This window comes from Anabaena sp. EIM26 (assembly GCF_057568715.1).
Map to the genome: position 1 here is coordinate 4,236,215 of NZ_CM172472.1, position 16,333 is coordinate 4,252,547.

General features: G+C 38.5%; 14 protein-coding genes. 5 read left to right on the forward strand and 9 right to left on the reverse strand.

What is annotated here, in order from left to right; genetic code table 11:
* Positions 1-141 precede the first annotated feature (141 nt).
* Both AC012T_RS18310 and AC012T_RS18315 read right to left on the reverse strand, forming a co-directional pair.
* A complete protein-coding gene (locus AC012T_RS18310) occupies positions 142-666 on the reverse strand; it encodes an FKBP-type peptidyl-prolyl cis-trans isomerase (RefSeq protein ID WP_487060167.1) in 525 nt (174 codons plus the stop codon).
* Between the two features lie 82 nt (positions 667-748).
* Positions 749-1,072 (reverse strand): phasin family protein, encoded by a 324-nt coding sequence (locus AC012T_RS18315; protein WP_015215446.1) that lies wholly within the window; start codon positions 1,070-1,072, stop codon positions 749-751.
* Positions 1,073-1,570: 498 nt separating this feature from the next.
* Between AC012T_RS18315 and AC012T_RS18320 the strand changes: the two genes are divergently transcribed.
* Positions 1,571-4,351 carry a Calx-beta domain-containing protein gene (locus AC012T_RS18320; protein ID WP_487060168.1) on the forward strand — a complete coding sequence of 927 codons (2,781 nt, stop codon included), beginning with the start codon at positions 1,571-1,573 and terminating at the stop codon, positions 4,349-4,351.
* A 376-nt stretch (positions 4,352-4,727) separates the two neighbouring features.
* Here the strand turns inward: AC012T_RS18320 and AC012T_RS18325 are convergent, their stop codons facing one another.
* The 4 genes from AC012T_RS18325 to leuS form a co-directional block, all read right to left on the reverse strand.
* Entirely contained in the window at positions 4,728-5,474 is a 747-nt protein-coding gene (locus AC012T_RS18325) for a CPBP family intramembrane glutamic endopeptidase (RefSeq protein ID WP_487060169.1), read from the reverse strand.
* A 331-nt stretch (positions 5,475-5,805) separates the two neighbouring features.
* Positions 5,806-6,168 carry a hypothetical protein gene (locus AC012T_RS18330; protein WP_487060170.1) on the reverse strand — a complete coding sequence of 121 codons (363 nt, stop codon included), beginning with the start codon at positions 6,166-6,168 and terminating at the stop codon, positions 5,806-5,808.
* Positions 6,169-6,250: 82 nt separating this feature from the next.
* Positions 6,251-7,198, reverse strand: coding sequence for a DUF6602 domain-containing protein (locus AC012T_RS18335; protein WP_487060171.1), 948 nt, complete (start codon positions 7,196-7,198; stop codon positions 6,251-6,253).
* A 25-nt stretch (positions 7,199-7,223) separates the two neighbouring features.
* Positions 7,224-9,803 (reverse strand): leucine--tRNA ligase, encoded by a 2,580-nt coding sequence (gene leuS, locus AC012T_RS18340; RefSeq protein WP_487060172.1) that lies wholly within the window; start codon positions 9,801-9,803, stop codon positions 7,224-7,226.
* Positions 9,804-10,017: 214 nt separating this feature from the next.
* On the opposite strand from leuS, the gene AC012T_RS18345 reads away from it, so the two are divergent.
* The gene (locus AC012T_RS18345; RefSeq protein ID WP_487060173.1) at positions 10,018-10,845 is read left to right on the forward strand and encodes a DNA adenine methylase; all 828 of its coding nucleotides are present in this window, start codon (positions 10,018-10,020) and stop codon (positions 10,843-10,845) included.
* Between the two features lie 267 nt (positions 10,846-11,112).
* Here the strand turns inward: AC012T_RS18345 and AC012T_RS18350 are convergent, their stop codons facing one another.
* Positions 11,113-12,252 carry a TRAP transporter substrate-binding protein gene (locus AC012T_RS18350; RefSeq protein WP_487060174.1) on the reverse strand — a complete coding sequence of 380 codons (1,140 nt, stop codon included), beginning with the start codon at positions 12,250-12,252 and terminating at the stop codon, positions 11,113-11,115.
* 236 nt (positions 12,253-12,488) lie between these two features.
* Between AC012T_RS18350 and AC012T_RS18355 the strand changes: the two genes are divergently transcribed.
* From AC012T_RS18355 to AC012T_RS18365, 3 genes are all read left to right on the forward strand, one after another.
* Positions 12,489-13,112, forward strand: coding sequence for a TRAP transporter small permease subunit (locus AC012T_RS18355; protein ID WP_487060175.1), 624 nt, complete (start codon positions 12,489-12,491; stop codon positions 13,110-13,112).
* 8 nt (positions 13,113-13,120) lie between these two features.
* Positions 13,121-14,464, forward strand: a complete 1,344-nt coding sequence (locus tag AC012T_RS18360) for a TRAP transporter large permease (protein WP_487060176.1) — start codon at positions 13,121-13,123, stop codon at positions 14,462-14,464.
* Positions 14,465-14,576: 112 nt separating this feature from the next.
* Entirely contained in the window at positions 14,577-14,726 is a 150-nt protein-coding gene (locus tag AC012T_RS18365; protein WP_487066656.1) for a hypothetical protein, read from the forward strand.
* A gap of 55 nt (positions 14,727-14,781) precedes the next feature.
* On the opposite strand, the gene AC012T_RS18370 is transcribed toward AC012T_RS18365, so the two are convergent.
* Both AC012T_RS18370 and AC012T_RS18375 read right to left on the reverse strand, forming a co-directional pair.
* Complete coding sequence (locus AC012T_RS18370) at positions 14,782-15,417, reverse strand: anti-sigma factor family protein (RefSeq protein ID WP_487060177.1); 636 nt, start codon at positions 15,415-15,417, stop codon at positions 14,782-14,784.
* 157 nt (positions 15,418-15,574) lie between these two features.
* A complete protein-coding gene (locus tag AC012T_RS18375) occupies positions 15,575-16,231 on the reverse strand; it encodes a sigma-70 family RNA polymerase sigma factor (protein WP_487060178.1) in 657 nt (218 codons plus the stop codon).
* Positions 16,232-16,333: the final 102 nt, after the last annotated feature.

Here is a 16,333-nt window from a genome sequence, read left to right on the forward strand (position 1 = left end):
GGGAAAATCAATTAGCAGCGAATCCAGCCAGCTTATTAAATAATTAACCGTATTTAAAGGATAATTTTAATAGGTGGTTGCCTTTCTCATTACCAATTACCAATTACCAATTACCAATTACCAATTACCAATTACCAAATTTTACTTAATCTCCAACAATTCCACGTCAAAAATCAGAGTAGAGTAGGGTGGAATTACATTACCAGCACCACGAGAACCGTAACCTAACTCTGAGGGGATGATTAACTTACGACGATCGCCTACTTTCATAGTGCTGAGTCCTTCATCCCAACCTTTAATTACCTGTCCAATCCCAATTTTGAAACTGAAGGGTTGGCCGCGATCGCGTGAACTATCAAATTTAGTCCCATCTTCCAAAGTGCCAGTATAGTGAACTACAACCGTTTTTCCCTTCTCAGGAGTTGCGCCACTTCCCTGTGCTAATTCAACGTACTTCAGCCCAGAGGGAGTAGTCACGACTTTCTCATCAGACATAATCTTGCTCGCTATCAGAGTATTGTTTTCTGCAATTACAACAGTGGTTGCTGAAGGTGTTTGGGTTAATTTAGCAGCAATAGCAGTATCTTGTTTACCACCAACTTGCGCCAAAACTAAAGCCACTACACACACGAGCATGAACACCACGCTCAGTAAAATTCCTTTCAAAATCATCCCTCCCTATATAGGTAATTCGGTAATTTGATTATTACCAACAGGACATCACTTAGTTTAAATCAGAATAGACATCTTAACGCCAAAGCTTATTTTCTAAATCACGTACCTGACGCTCTAAACGATCAATTCTTCCTCGCAGTTCATCTACTTCTGACTGACGTGCAACCCCTAAATCCTGCATCATATTTCGCATTTGTCTTTGCATTTGCACTTCCCAGTTACCTTGATCTGACTTTAGCTGCTGTACGATGTCGTCCATGACTGCTTTAGCTTGTTCAGGATTGAGCTTACCATCCTTCACGAGTTCATCACTGACTTGTCGTAGTTTATCTGCTACCAAAGAGGTTGTCCCAATACCCAGCATCATCAGCTGTTCTAACCAGTTGTTGCTATCCATAGTCTTTTCCTAATCATTTTATTTTTAACCAGCGAACCTTTTGCCCCTTAACGGACTATCCTCAGGATAAATATTCACACTCACCTACTTATCTTAAGCTGATTATTTATCGCTTTTGGTGTCAGTCTCCCCAACTCAAAACCCTTAAACTCATTCTAAAACAGGGTTTTAGGTGAATGCTGGCTGCTGACTGCTAATCAAGTTAATTCTTAATTGATTGATAAACTTTTAATAATTATTAATTAATTAATTTATGAGATTTATATTATCAACATTCTGGACAGACTAAGAATGTGTTGATTTATTCAGTCCTTAGATACTAGTCTCTTAACAGTATTTTTCCGGTTTTGGTCAGGGCTGAGTTTAAAACAAATCAAATATATATACAATACTGGGCTTGAGTGTGTTATTTAAGACATGCCAACCCACATGACGACCTGTCCAGAGTATTGTATTAACTGTACTTATTGAAATACCTACGTAGGTAAAAATGTAATCATGATCATTAACGGTACTGCCAATAACGATGAATTATATGCTCAACAGGATGATGAAGTCTTTGGCTTTGAAGGTGAGGACACCCTATATGCTGAAGGTATTTTGGGCAATAATACGCTTAATGGAGGAGAAGGTGATGATTTTTTGAGCGTGGTAGAGGGTAACAATAACACGCTTAATGGTGGTAATGACAATGATCGCCTGTTTGTAGCAGAGGGAGACAATAACACACTTAATGGTGATGATGGCGATGATAAACTTTATGTCATAGAAGGCAGCTTTAATACCCTCAAAGGCGGGATTGGTGATGATTTTCTGAAGACATCTAGCCTAACCGGCAACAACACTCTAGAAGGTGGTGAAGGTCATGATATTCTGATTGGGTATTTATCGAGCGATAGCTTATTTGGCGATGCTGGAGATGATTCTCTATACGCCGGTAAACAAGGAACTCAAATGACTGGCGGTGCTGGATTAGACCGCTTTTATTTTGGTAATGGTTCAGTTCCTGATGTCCCAGCAGAAGTATTAGATTTTACAACAAGTGTAGATAAGGTTGTCATTGCTGGCATCCCTCAAGTCCAGAATTTTGAAGATATCATTCTAGAGCAGGATGGGAATGACACAATTGTCAAAGCTCTAATCGATGGTTCTGAAAGAACTTTCGGTATTTTAAAGAACGTCAATAAAGATACTCTTACAGCTGAAGACTTCGACTTTATAGTTCCTGTTTTCTCAATTACTAGTGCTGCCGCAGTTGAAGGTAACGCCATTACTTTCACCATTACCCGCACTGGTGATATTTTAATTGACCAAACAGTTACTGTATCTACATCTATAGGTACAGCAGATACAGCCAGTTCCAGTGACTTCATTTCTAAAACCCAGGAGTTCACCTTTACTCAGGGAGAAACTCAGAAAACCTTTACCGTTCAAACCAATGAGGATCAATTGTTTGAAGGTAATGAAACTTTCACTGTCACCTTAAGTAATCCCACTAACGGTTCCGTTATTAGTTCTACCAATGGTACAGCCCAGGGAACTATTACCAATGATGATCCAGCCCCTATATTTGCGATCGCATCAGCTTCAGGATTAGAAGGAAATGCGATCGCTTTCACTATCACTCGTACAGGAGATGCCCAAGCTTCCCAAAGCGTCACTGTATCCACATCTATAGCCACAGGAGATACAGCCAGTACTTCTGACTTCACTGCTAATACTCAAACTCTAACTTTTGCCCAGGGTGAAACTCAGAAAACCTTTACTGTTCAAACCAATGAGGATCAATTGTTTGAAGGTAATGAAACTTTCACTGTCACCTTGAGTAATTCTACTAACGGTTCCGTTATTAGTTCTACCAATAGTACAGCCCAGGGAACTATTACCAATGATGATCCAGCGCCGATATTTGCGATCGCATCAGCTTCAGGATTAGAAGGAAATGCGATCGCTTTCACCATCACTCGTACAGGAGATGCCCAAGCTTCCCAAAGTGTCACTGTATCCACATCTATAGCCACAGGAGATACAGCTAGTACTTCTGACTTCACTGCTAAAACCGAAACTCTCACCTTTGCTGTTGGTGAAACTCAGAAAACCTTCACAGTAGCAACCACTGAAGATTTCCGATTGGAAGAAAATGAAACTTTCACCGTGAGCTTAAGTAATGCTACAAACAGTGCAACTATTAGCTCTACAAATGGCACAGCCAAGGGAACTATAAATGACGACGATATTTCCCTAGCCGTTATCACCAACAACAGCATCTTTAACATCAAAGGAACTGGTAATACAGTCAGACTCAAAGCCACTCTCATAGAACGCAATTCTAGTTTTGTTAACGAACTAGGTGTATTTATTGTTGACGATGCCGACGGCAGAATTAACGGTCTTGCACCAGGACAACAAGGTTACAACGAAGCAGCTTTAGAAAGAGCTAAAAGCCAAGGTAAAAGTATTTTCTCTGCAATTACCACCATTCCCAATGGTTTTAATACCGTCGATTTAGCACGCCTACTAGAATTTGATTCTGGTAATTACTTGAAATTCTTTTTAGTAAAAGACGGTACAATTGACTCCTTCAGAGCCGGACTCACTCAAACCAACAACATTTTATTTGCTGATTCCTCAACCCAAATCATTACACAACAAGAAGAGAGTTTCACTATTTCCTGGAAGGAAAGCACCACTACTACAGAATTCAACTCTCTAAAAGTTAAGATTGAATCCACTGATGACTCCTTAACTCTAGGGACAGCACTACAAGGGGAAAACCAAGCAGAACTAATTGATTTAACAGACATCACAGGTCTAGTAAAAGCAGATTTTTCTGTTTTTCGGGAAGCCGCATACAATAACGAAGTTTACTTTTATGAAATAGATAATGCTCAAGGAGAAATTAGCGGATTACAAGCCACTTCAGCTAATAGAGCAAATTACCTACAAGCAGCAATCAACAATCTGATTAAAGATGCAGAGACTGGAGAAACAATCAAATTCGCTGTTTCTAACCAAGGTCAATTCACAGACAGTGCCATGATTGCAGGCGGTTCAATACTAGCCCCTATGATCATTATCAATGGCACCTTATCCCAGCTAACTGATAACAACACCAATAATGATCCTCAAGTTTACTTTCCCTATATGGGAGTAAATTCTGATGGAATAGACCACATTCGCTTGTTAGCAGATAACACCTTTGGTTTTGAGGATCTACCAAATGGAGGCGATTTTGATTACAACGATGTGATTATCAAGTTTGATTTCAGCATCGTTTAGTATTAATTTAATGAAGTAGTACTAATTTGTCATTACTCATAAATGAGGGAACACCAAAAAATAAATTCCCCAAACAAAAACCGTAGGGTGGGTTAGCGACAGCGTAACCCACCATTATCCTTAAATTTATGGTGTGTTACGGACTAGCATCCTCATACACCCTACAAATTGTGGACTTTTTTATTTGGAAGTCCCTAAGTGCTACTAAACTAACGTGAGTTCGACATAAGATAATTTGTGGAAAACTCGCCACAAGTAGGAGTCTCAAACCCTTATTCTCTCGTTGAAAAAATCATAACTCCGTTCGCGTAGCGTCTCCTAAGGAGAAACTCCGAACACCGAACTCACGTTAAACTAATATGCCATTGCCATATAACTACCCAAAAAAAATCTGCCAAGCCACGATATGAAGAGCTAAATCCGCTATTAAATGGCTAAAGTAGTTACTCCAAATTGAGCGATATCTCCGATAGCATTCTGACCACACAACACCAGCCACAAAAACGAATAAACTTCCTAATAAAACCATGCGCCAGTCAGTAAAAACTGCCAAACCAATAGTATGGTGAATTGTGAAAAACAAAGGAGCTAGAAAAACAGCAGTTTTCCCAGAAACTAATTCCTCACATCGGCTATAAACAAACCAACGCCAAAAATATTCTTCTATTAGAGCATTAATTAATATGAAATAAGCACCACCAAGTTTAAAAACTAGTTGATTAATATTGCCAAGTTTTTGCAATTTGTTTCGCACATCATTCACATTGATCCAATGTCTCAGAAAGAACCAATAAGTTGCAAGAATAATGCTAAACATGAGTAACCCAAGGGCTAATCCAATTATCCAATCATATCGCGTGGGTTTAGAGACTTTCAAAGGCTTGCGCTCAACCCATAATAACCAAGCAACAGGCAAAAAAAGCAACCAAGCCTGACACATGACTAGTATAGTCTGCCCAATGATTCCAGGAGCAATCAGCAGTGACATGACTGCACCAATACTAGTAAATGGCACACTGATCAATAAAGCAAACAAGGCACGACGACGCTGAGTTAACTGCATCAGCATATAACTTTCTAATATGTATTCACGAGTTGAACTCAGCTTAATCTGGAAATCCATCAAGTAGAAAGTGATACAGACAGTTTTTTGCCTGTCTAACTATTTATTATACGCAAACTTTCCGTATATCACACTAACCAATTCAGGTAGGGAAAGGATTACTGGCTTTCTTTATGACTCATTTCGGTTCTGTAACCCACCCTCACTTGTTGAGGAAATAATTTTTCTTGGGTATCCATTAGGTGCTTGTTTGTCTTCTACAGAAGTTTCTTGCTTCTGGTTGGGTAAATCTAATGTTCAACTTCAAAGGGAAAATTAAATACTAATTCCGGTGCATGACAATATTCACAGCGATGAAAAGCGCGATCTGCTACCAGATGATAAAATGGATTCATTGACTCAACTGTTGTGCTAAAGATGCAGTTCTAGCTGTAGCAGCATTGAGTTCAGCATTAACAAGATTATCTAATTCAATTTGTATTTCTGAGGGAAGTATTTGTCCTTGATCTCGCGCTGTTCTCCACATACTCATCAGTTCGGATAAACGTTGTTTTTGCTCGTTGGTGAAAAATTGATCAGGACGAAAGTTATCAATAATGAATAATGCCCGAAATTCAACTTCACCTAACTGTGTAGTCAAAGCATCTAAAGCTTGACCGGCAGTTTTACCAACAGACTGTTTATCTCCAGCAATGGCGCGATAAGACCTTTCTCCACTGGCATTTGATGTAGGTACAATAGCAACTGTAGTCATAATGCTAATTAAGGATATCTGTTATTTATCAATTATACTATTAAGTAGGTTGGGTTGCATCTCATTTAACCAAACCTACAAACTACTCTAATTCCATACCCAATTCAGATGCTAAAATGTCATCCCATTGCATTTTTTCAAGCCTTATATTGTTCAAGGCATATAATAATAAAATTACACCTAGTCCGAAAGCTTTTTGGGGTTCTTGGTGTAAGCAAATAACCGATTTATCTTTTATAAAAAATGGTGAAGAGAAAACATTATAAGTTTTTCCATCTTTTGATTCTCTGATACATGGGAAACCAATAATATCTCTTCCCCATATCATAATATCTGGATGCAGATCATTATTTGATGTCTTGCTAGATAAGCCATCCAAAGTATTTAAACATTCTTTAACACTTATAGGAGCAGTATGATTTTTCTTACTTATCTTGATATTTCTAGCAAATATGGCTGTAAAAATAGGGTTAGCAGCTTGAGGCCAATCGTCTCGATTTGGTTCAAAAAGTCGAAAATATTGATTATCAATTTCAATTATTCCTCTATTAATTACTTTACGTTCTAATTTTTTAATTGATTCAATTTGTTTCAAGGCTTTAGTTAGGCTTTGTCCGCCGTCATCATCAATATAAAGTGTATTTTTAGCTTCAATATAAGCACAGACTGATTCAATAGGAATGTCCTCTTTCCGATCAAATTTGTCCTGTTCAAGAAATTTGAATGTTGGAAATCTGTCTCGTTCATAAATTATGATATCGTCACCTTCACATTTATTATCTTTAGTTACAATAAATCCTCGACATATACCATACTTTTGAGGTAAAATAGAGCGAATTGACTCGCAAAGAGCAATTTCAAACTCATCACCATTGTCAAAGTTATAGTGAACAGATATGTCTGAAAACCGTCTTTCAAATCTTTCTGCTAACTTGCTGACAAAATTATTATATATCATATCCAAAATCATTACAGTACAGTAAAAATCAACAATACCTATTGCTATAAATTTGTAGCGATCGCTTGACAATCAAGACAGTCGCTACAAACAAAAACTAACCCAAAACGAAATTCACCAACTTACCAGGAACAACAATCACCTTCTTAATTTCCTTCCCTTCAATGTACCGCTGTGCAACCTCAGACTCCCGCGCATATTCTTCCAACTCCCCTTTATCAGCTTGCGAAGGAACTTGAATAGAACCGCGAGTTTTACCCATAATTTGAATTACCAAAGTAATCTCATCAGCTATCAAAGCCGCAGGATCAAAACTTGGCCAAACTTGAGTATGCACTGTCCCCTTATTCCCCAACAAATGCCATAATTCATCAGCAATATGAGGTGCGAAAGGCGCTAACATAATCACCAAAGTTTGAATTCCTTCTGCATAAATTGGCGAATTATTACAACTAGCATCAGTCAAAGCATTACTTAACTTCATCAATTCCGAAATTGCGGTATTAAATTGATATTCATCTTCCACATCTTCCGTAATTGCTTGAATTGCTAAATGAATCGCTCTCCGTACATCTTTTTCCTCTTTACTTAACTTCTCCAAATCAGCTTTTTGCTTACAAACTCCCGCTGCTGCGTAATCTGTAACCAACCGCCAAACCCGATTTAAAAAGCGGAATTGTCCCTCAACATCAGCCTCATCCCATTCTAAATCTTTTTCTGGAGGTGCTTTAAATAAAATGAACATTCTCGCCGTATCAATGCCATATTTATTAATCACATCTTCCGGTGCAACACCATTTCCTTTAGATTTAGACATGGTAGCATAGAGACGTTGTAAAGGTTCTCCAGTTTGCGGATCTACAGGATTATTAGCATCAACTAGATGAGAAGGAATCCATTTATCCTTACCACCTTTTTTCGGGTTCATGTAAGTTAAACCTTGTACCATTCCCTGAGTTAATAGGCGTTGAAATGGTTCATCAAAGTTAAATAAACCTCTATCTCTCAATACTTTGGTGAAGAAACGCGAATATAACAAATGTAAAATTGCGTGTTCAATTCCCCCCACATATTGATCTACAGGCATCCAATCATTTACTTTACTGGAATCAAAAATCTTTTCTTCATTCTTCGCGTCAGGATAACGCAAGAAATACCACGAAGAATCAATAAATGTATCCATAGTGTCGGTTTCCCGTTTTGCAGGAGTACCGCAAGTTGGACAAGGCACATTTACCCAACTTTCTAATTGTGCTAAAGGTGAACCACCACGTCCACTTAATTCGATATCTTCCGGTAATTGTACAGGTAAATCTTTATCAGGTACAGGCACAATCCCACAATTAGGACAATGAATAACAGGGATAGGTGCGCCCCAATAACGTTGGCGAGAAATCAACCAATCTCTGAGGCGATATTGTATTCTTAATTTACCGAAGTTTTGTTTTTCTGCAAATTCGATAATTGCTTTTTTCGCGTCTACAGAATTTATGCCATTAAATTCACCGGAATTAACTAAAATTCCCGCTTCTGTATAAGCTGATTTTAAAGTTTCCTCTGCACCAATTTCCGGGACAATTACCACTTTGATAGCTAAATTCTGTTCCTTTGCAAATTTGAAATCTCGCACATCATGTGCAGGTACACCCATCACCGCACCTGTACCATATTCATAGAGTACATAATCTGCAATCCATATGGGTACTTCTTCCCCGGTGAAGGGATTCACGACTTTTCCACCTGTAGGAATACCGCGTTTTGGTTTATCTTCCGCAGTCCGTTCTAACTCGCTTTGGTTGGATACTTCCTTAATAAAGGCTTCTACCGCTGCTTTTTGTTCTGAAGTGGTGACAACTTGAGTTAAGGGATGTTCTGGGGCTAAAACGACGTAGCTTACACCATAAACGGTATCGGGACGGGTAGTATAAACGCCTATTTTTTCCTCTGCACCAACAATAGGAAATTCTAAATATGCACCTGTGGATTTTCCAATCCAGTTAGCTTGCATTAATTTAACTCGTTCTGGCCAACCTGTGAGTTTATCCAGGTCATTTAATAATTCTTCGGCGTAGTCAGTAATCTTAAAAAACCATTGACGTAGTAATTTACGTTCAACTATCGCACCACTCCGCCAAGAACGTCCTTCGTTATCAACTTGTTCGTTGGCTAATACGGTTTGATCAATAGGGTCCCAGTTAACTGCTGCTTCTCTTTGATAAGCTAAACCAGCTTGTAAAAATTGCAGAAAAATCCACTGTGTCCATTTGTAATAATCTGGTGAACAGGTAGCTAATTCTGCATCCCAATCTAAAGATAAACCCAGACGTTGTAATTGTTGCCGCATCTGGTCTATATTTTGATATGTCCATTTGGCAGGAGGTACACCTCTATCAATGGCGGCGTTTTCTGCTGGTAGTCCAAAGGCATCCCAACCCATTGGATGTAATACCCGATACCCTTGCATCCGTTTGAGGCGGGCAATTACATCTGTAATTGTATAGTTACGGACGTGACCCATGTGCAAGCTTCCAGATGGGTAAGGAAACATGGAAAGCGCGTAAAATTTTGGCTTGTTTTGATCTTGAGGCGTTTTATCTAAGCCAAGTTCTAACCATGTTTTTTGCCATTTTTCCTCAATTGTGGCTGGTTGGTATGACGTTTTTTGAGGGGACTCCACAACTCAAACTCCTAATGCTGTTACCTAATTTCGCTATTGTGGCATAATCTAGACTGACACTGAAGTTATTCAACTTTTTGGTGGAAGAATTTTAGATTGATTACACATACTGGTGTGATATTTTGCGTGATACACAATTACTATGAAAATAATAATTGAACGCAGATAGACGCAGATAAACGCGGATAAAGATGGATAATTATTATTACTCATAATGACTAAGTTAATCAAAAGTCCTCTCAGGTATCCTGGAGGAAAATCTAGAGCGGTTAAATTTTTATTACCTCATATTCCTTTAGATGTAGGTGAATTTCGAGAACCTTTTATTGGTGGTGGTTCGGTTTTTTTAGCTGTTAAAAGTCTGTTTGCAGAACGTATCCATAAATATTGGATTAATGATCTTTATTTTGATTTATATTCTTTCTGGCAATATGCTAAAGATGATATTGATAATTTAGTCTCTAAAATTAATTACCTGAAAGAAAGCTATTCAGAAGGTAGGGAATTATATAATTTTTTAAAAAATTCAGATAATTTATCTACTGATTTTGATATAGCTGTGCGGTTTTTTATTATGAATCGCATCACTTTTTCGGGTATTATGGATTCTGGTGGATATTCTCAGGAGGCTTTTGAAAAAAGATTTACTTTGTCTTCTATTACTAGATTAGAAAATCTTAGTCAGTATTTATCAGATGTAGAAATTACCTGTGGTGATTATGAAAAACTTTTAATGGCTGAGGGAAAGAATGTTTTTATTTTTCTTGATCCTCCTTATTATCAACCCACAAAATCAAAACTTTATGGAGTCAAAGGTAATTTACATACCAGTTTTGATCATCAAAGATTTGCTGAATGTTTAAAGAAATGTCCTCATCAATGGTTGCTTACCTATGATGATTGTCCAGAAATTAGAGATTTATTTGATTTTGCCCAAATTATAGAATTTGAGTTACAGTATGGCATGAATAATTATAAGCAAAAGAAAGCAGAGAAAGGTAAAGAGCTATTAATTAGCAATTTGACACTCTCAGGGCTTTAGCCACGCTTGCTTTACGCTTACCGGATATTCCTGTAAGTATTCAGCTATAGCAATTTTTGATACTCATATCCCCTAATTATTAGGATCAATTTATCATTTATGAACACGATAACAAAAGAAGTCTATTTAACAAAAAACGGGCGGTTAGAAACCGCATCTACACAAACAAAACCTGCCTCCGCAGGTTAAAAACCTTGATTTGACCTTAGTCCACGTAGGCGGGCTTGGTTTGTATAGCCGCGAATTCTATTCGCTAGTGCTTAATTCTTAATTCCCTGCTTTCAGTTTCCCGTAAGCATAACGGCTAAAACTACCCTCATTGAGATTATTCCACGCATACATCCGATCTCTAAAGGGTTTCCACTGTTCATAAACAGCTTTAAAATCAGCGTCTTTAGCAGCAAACTCATCGTATAAAGCAAAAGAAGCTTTTTCCGCTGCTTCTAAAATTTCCTGACTATAAGGACGAACTTGAGTACCAGCTTTTAATAGTTTCTCTAATGCCTCACTATTACGGGCATCATAACGAGCTAACATTGTCGTATTCGACTGATATGCAGCGGTTTCTAAAGCCGCTTGATATTGAGGTGGTAGCTTTTTCCATTCGTCTAAATTAATTTGTACTTCTAGAGTGGGGCCTGGTTCCCACCAACCAGGATAATAGTAAAATTTGGCGACTTTATTTAAGCCTAATTTTTCATCATCATAAGGTCCCACCCACTCAGCCGCATCAATAGCGCCTGTTTGTAAAGCCTGGAAGATGTCCCCCCCTGGGAGTGTCTGTACTGTTACGCCTAGTTTGGCCATAACTTGACCCCCTAAACCGGGAATTCGCATTTTTAAGCCTTTGAGGTCATTAAGTGTTTTGACTTCTTTGCGAAACCATCCACCCATTTGTGTGCCAGTATTTCCCGCAGGAAATTGAATTACATTAAATTTGCGTGCGTAAATTTCCTGTAGTTTGGCTAAACCTCCCCCTTCGTATAACCAAGCATTTTGTTGTTGGCCATTGAGTCCAAAAGGTACTGATGTACCAAAAGCGAGGGCGGGACTTTTACCAATATAGTAATAAGCGGCAGTATGTCCTGCTTGCACTGCACCTTGAGAAACTACATTGAGAACTTCTAAACCGGGGGCTATTTCTCCCGCTGCACGGGGTTCGATGATAAATTTACCGTTGGTCAGGGCTTTAACACGCTCTGCTAAAACCTGCGCTCCGCCAAAAATAGTTTCTAAGGATAATGGCCAACTTGTAGCCATTTGCCATTTAATGGTGGGTAAGTTGCTGGTGTCTGCTTGTGCGTTTGCGCCTTGAGTTTGGGCTTTTTGACAGCCACCGACTATTGCCACTCCTGTAGCTGCGATCGCACTTTGAGATAATCTGTTAACAATAGCTCGGCGTTTCATAAAAATTAATACTATTTACTAACCATAATATTTTCTCACAATACCATTATTAGGCAACAATTCAGGTAAAATAAGGTGCTTTAATGGCGAGAATTCATGAGTCAGAATATTTGCTTATTTCAGGAATATCAAGAAGCAAGTATTTTAAAAGTTGATTCATCTCGACTTTACAAGTATTATTTATGCTGAATTCTCGGTTTCATTTTCTCAATTCTTTCCTTGAATTTATATATTATATGCGTGAGTCAAAAAGGTTTGCTTTAATCAGTAGACTGTTAAAATTTTCGCAGTTGATTGACAATTGTGCTGATAAATTAGGATGGTTATCTGATTGGTTAGTTTTACTCACCATTGGAGTTGGTTTTTTTAATGTTGTAGCCCGTTATTTAGGGCGTTTTATTGGTATGCAACTATCTTCTAATGCTTTATTAGAACTGCAATGGTATTTATTTTCTCTAACTTTCTTACTAGGCTTTTCTTATATTTTACGTCATGGAGAAAATGTGCGAGTTGATTTTCTCTATACTAATATGAGTGAGAAAAAACGCGCCTTAGTTGATTTTTTAGGAACAGTTTTATTTTTAATTCCCTTTTGTATAATTGGCATTTGGGTGACAATAAATCCTGTTTTACAATCTTGGGGAAGGTTAAGTGATGGTAGTTGGGGAACTTGGGAAATATCTTCTGATGCTAATGGTTTACCTCGCGCACCGATAAAAACTATGGTTCCCTTAGCGTTATTATTTCTGCTTTTACAGAGTATTTCTCAAGCAATTAAATATCTAGCTGTATTATTAGGCTATCAAGAAGTAGCTGACAAAGTTCGCTTAGAAACTTCAGAAAATATAAATTGTGAATAGGGTAAATTATGGGTTTTGAATGGTTAGCAATTTTAATGTTTGTCGGCTTTTTCTTTATTCTCATGAGTGGCTATCCTGTCGCTTTTTCCTTTGCAGGTACAGCCATTATTTTTGGACTAATTGGTACAGCAGTAGGGGCTTTTAATCCTGCGCGTCTCCTACTATTACCTAATAGTTGGTTTGGCACAATGTCTAATTTTACTTTACTCGCTATTCCATTTTTTGTCTTTCTGGGTGCAGTTTTAGAAAAATCAGGATTAGCTGAGGAGTTATTAGAAACTATTGGTATTGTTTTAAGTCGTGTCCGGGGAGGATTAGCATTAGCAGTTGTCTTAGTGGGAACTGTTTTAGCTGCCACAACCGGAGTCGTTGCCGCCACAGTAATTGTCATGGGAATGTTATCGTTACCTGTAATGATCCGTTATGGCTATGATAAACAGTTAGCTGCGGGGGTAATAGTTGCTTCCGGTACTTTAGCCCAGTTAATTCCTCCCAGTTTAGTCTTAGTAATTCTTAGCGATCAAATTGGTGTTTCTGTCGGAGATTTATTTTTAGGGGCATTAATTCCCGGATTAATGTTATCTAGTTCTTATATGCTATATATTTTAGGACTAGCTTTTTTTCAACCGGAAAAAGTTCCACCTATACCTGCCGATGTCGAAATTCCTCAAGGTAGTCAATTAATTAAGAAAGTTTTTAAAGCTGTTGTTCCTCCTATTCTGTTAATTTTTGCAGTATTAGGGAGTATTTTCTTTGGTGTGGCTACTCCCACAGAAGCAGGTGCAGTTGGTGCAGTTGGGGCTTCTGTTCTGGCAGCTTTTAATAAACGTCTCACACCACAATTAATTCGTGATGCTGCTCATTCTACAGCAGTTATTACGGCTTTAGTGGTGATGATTTTATTTTGTTCTTCTATGTTTAGTTTGGTGTTTGATGCTTTAGGTGGCAAAACTCTCATTACTAATTTATTAACTGGTTTACCAGGAGGATATTGGGCATTTTTAATTATTAGCAATTTGGCAATTTTTGCTCTGGGTGTTTTCCTTGAATTTATTGAAATTTGCTTTATTGCTATGCCTTTATTTGTGCCAGCAGCCCAGGCTTTAAATATTGATATGGTTTGGTTTGGGGTGGTAATGGCAATTAATTTACAAACGGCTTTTATTTCTCCACCTGTGGGCTTTTCTTTGTTTTATTTACAAAGTGTTTCCCCTAAAGAAGTGACTACCTTTGATATTCATAAAAGTGCTATTCCTTTTATGGTTTTACAGTTTATTGTCTTGTTAATTGTGATTATTTTCCCGCAAACAGTGCGCTGGTTAATTGATATTTCGGTAACTACGGGAACTTGAAAAATAATTGGGCTTATCTGAGGTCGGAGGTAGGAGGTAGGAGTTCGGAGGTAGAAGTAAAGAAGCCCGCGAAACGGAATATGGGCTGATTGTTTTAGTTGAATCAGAAGCTATTCAGCCAGAAAAGGTCAAATTTCTTAGGCAAGAAATTGATATTATTATCAGAATTTTGGTAACTATCACGAAAAAAGTCAAGGAAAAACACCAATCTCCGAACTCCGAACTCCGAACTCAGGTGGGCTTGGGTATACTTGATGGATAAAAAAATTTCTCCAACTAGATGACTGTTGGAGTAGTTAACGCTCAGGGTAACTAGATTAGTTGATGTCTAACTCTGTGTCTTTTACCGGAGTCTGGGACTGATTACTTGGCTTTTTTGGGGAAGCTATTGCTGTTTTGGGAATTTCAATGACTGGGTTGTTTAAGGCTACCATCAGCGGTGAAGTAGGAACTGCTGGCTGTGTGGTTGCAGCTATTGGTTGTATTTGCTGTTGTGCCAATTGCATTTTTGATCCACTACCTGGAATTAAGCCAGAGATAGTCCCCATCACACAAGCAGCTGCGGCTGCACTACCTATCATCCAAATTAACTGAGAACGGCAGCGTAAGCGTTTCCAGACTTGCTGGAATGTTTCCTCTGCTGAATTTTGTTCTTCTGGCAGTGGTATGGTCTTTAAGCCTTGCCTCAGTTTTAATAGTCTCTGATACAAGCATTTGACTGAGTTATCATTGGCCAGCCATTCTTCTACTTGCCTACGTTCAACTGCTGTGACTTCGCCATCAAGGTAAGCACTCAATAACTCGAAGCGGTCAGCTTCGCTGTGCCGTAGGCTATCTCGCTTCTGTCTATCCATAGCACCCGTTGATTCATTGGTAGAATTAGCCATTCCATCTGAGACATCCGGAGGAAGTTGTGAGTGGGAACGGTCGTAAAATTGAGAATCAGTATTCATTTTAACGTTTTTACCAATTCATACACGGGAAAACACAGCGAATAAATCTGGAAATTTAAGCAATTTTGCTCCTAAATGACGGAAGAAATGTGTATTTTTCCGAGATTCTTAATATTTCTTAAATTCTGTCTTTGAACTGAGGAAAGATCTTGTAATTTTAGTTATCTAGATAAACTTGCAGCTGGGTTTGCAATCTGGATCTAGCTCTAGCTATTCTCGACTTGACAGTTCCTAAGGAAACTCCGGTGATTTCGGCAATTTCTTCATATGCCATCCCTTCAATTTCTCTTAAGACAATAGTAGTACGGAACACCTCTGGCAAATCAGCGATCGCTTCTCGCAGTTGTTCGTAAAATTCTCTAGTTGTCAGTTCTTCCTCAGGGCCGGGAGTGTCGCCAGCAATTTCCCAATCCATCTCACCGTCTTCTACCGAGCGGGGAGCATCTAGTGATAGGGGACTAACAAATCGCTTACGTTTACGCAACTCGTCATAAAACAAGTTGGTGGCAATCCGGCTTAACCAGCCTCGAAATTTGGCAGGTTCTTGTAATCGGTTAATATTCCGATATACACGAATCCAAACTTCTTGGGCTAAATCGGCTCTGTCAGACCAATCAGGAGCTAGATGGTATAACACCCTATCGACCTGAGTCTGATAGCGTCGTAACAGTTCTGCAAAGGCAGCACGCTCTGGACGCAATCCTGCTTGACAGCGCAAAATGAGATCGTGATTTGAGAGTTTGTCAACTTGCACCGATGCTTCCGAATAAGTTGCATCAACAGTTGACCAGGATACAGTAATCGATTGACTCATAGATCGTACTGGCGTTAATTCATCCCCTTCTATTAGACTTGATCATTTGTCAGAAGTTCCTGAGGTAGGTGACGGATTTATGACCGGAACACGGAAATATAA

Excerpts from the sequence above, each read along its gene's own strand:
- AC012T_RS18315 (WP_015215446.1), bottom strand. The coding sequence starts at position 1,072 with ATGGATAGCAACAACTGGTTAGAACAGCTGATGATGCTGGGTATTGGG.
- AC012T_RS18325 (WP_487060169.1), bottom strand. The coding sequence starts at position 5,474 with ATGGATTTCCAGATTAAGCTGAGTTCAACTCGTGAATACATATTAGAA.
- AC012T_RS18360 (WP_487060176.1), top strand. The coding sequence starts at position 13,121 with ATGGGTTTTGAATGGTTAGCAATTTTAATGTTTGTCGGCTTTTTCTTT.
- AC012T_RS18370 (WP_487060177.1), bottom strand. The coding sequence starts at position 15,417 with ATGAATACTGATTCTCAATTTTACGACCGTTCCCACTCACAACTTCCT.
- AC012T_RS18330 (WP_487060170.1), bottom strand. The coding sequence starts at position 6,168 with ATGACTACAGTTGCTATTGTACCTACATCAAATGCCAGTGGAGAAAGG.
- AC012T_RS18350 (WP_487060174.1), bottom strand. The coding sequence starts at position 12,252 with ATGAAACGCCGAGCTATTGTTAACAGATTATCTCAAAGTGCGATCGCA.
- AC012T_RS18345 (WP_487060173.1), top strand. The coding sequence starts at position 10,018 with ATGACTAAGTTAATCAAAAGTCCTCTCAGGTATCCTGGAGGAAAATCT.
- AC012T_RS18320 (WP_487060168.1), top strand. The coding sequence starts at position 1,571 with ATGATCATTAACGGTACTGCCAATAACGATGAATTATATGCTCAACAG.
- AC012T_RS18375 (WP_487060178.1), bottom strand. The coding sequence starts at position 16,231 with ATGAGTCAATCGATTACTGTATCCTGGTCAACTGTTGATGCAACTTAT.
- AC012T_RS18355 (WP_487060175.1), top strand. The coding sequence starts at position 12,489 with ATGCGTGAGTCAAAAAGGTTTGCTTTAATCAGTAGACTGTTAAAATTT.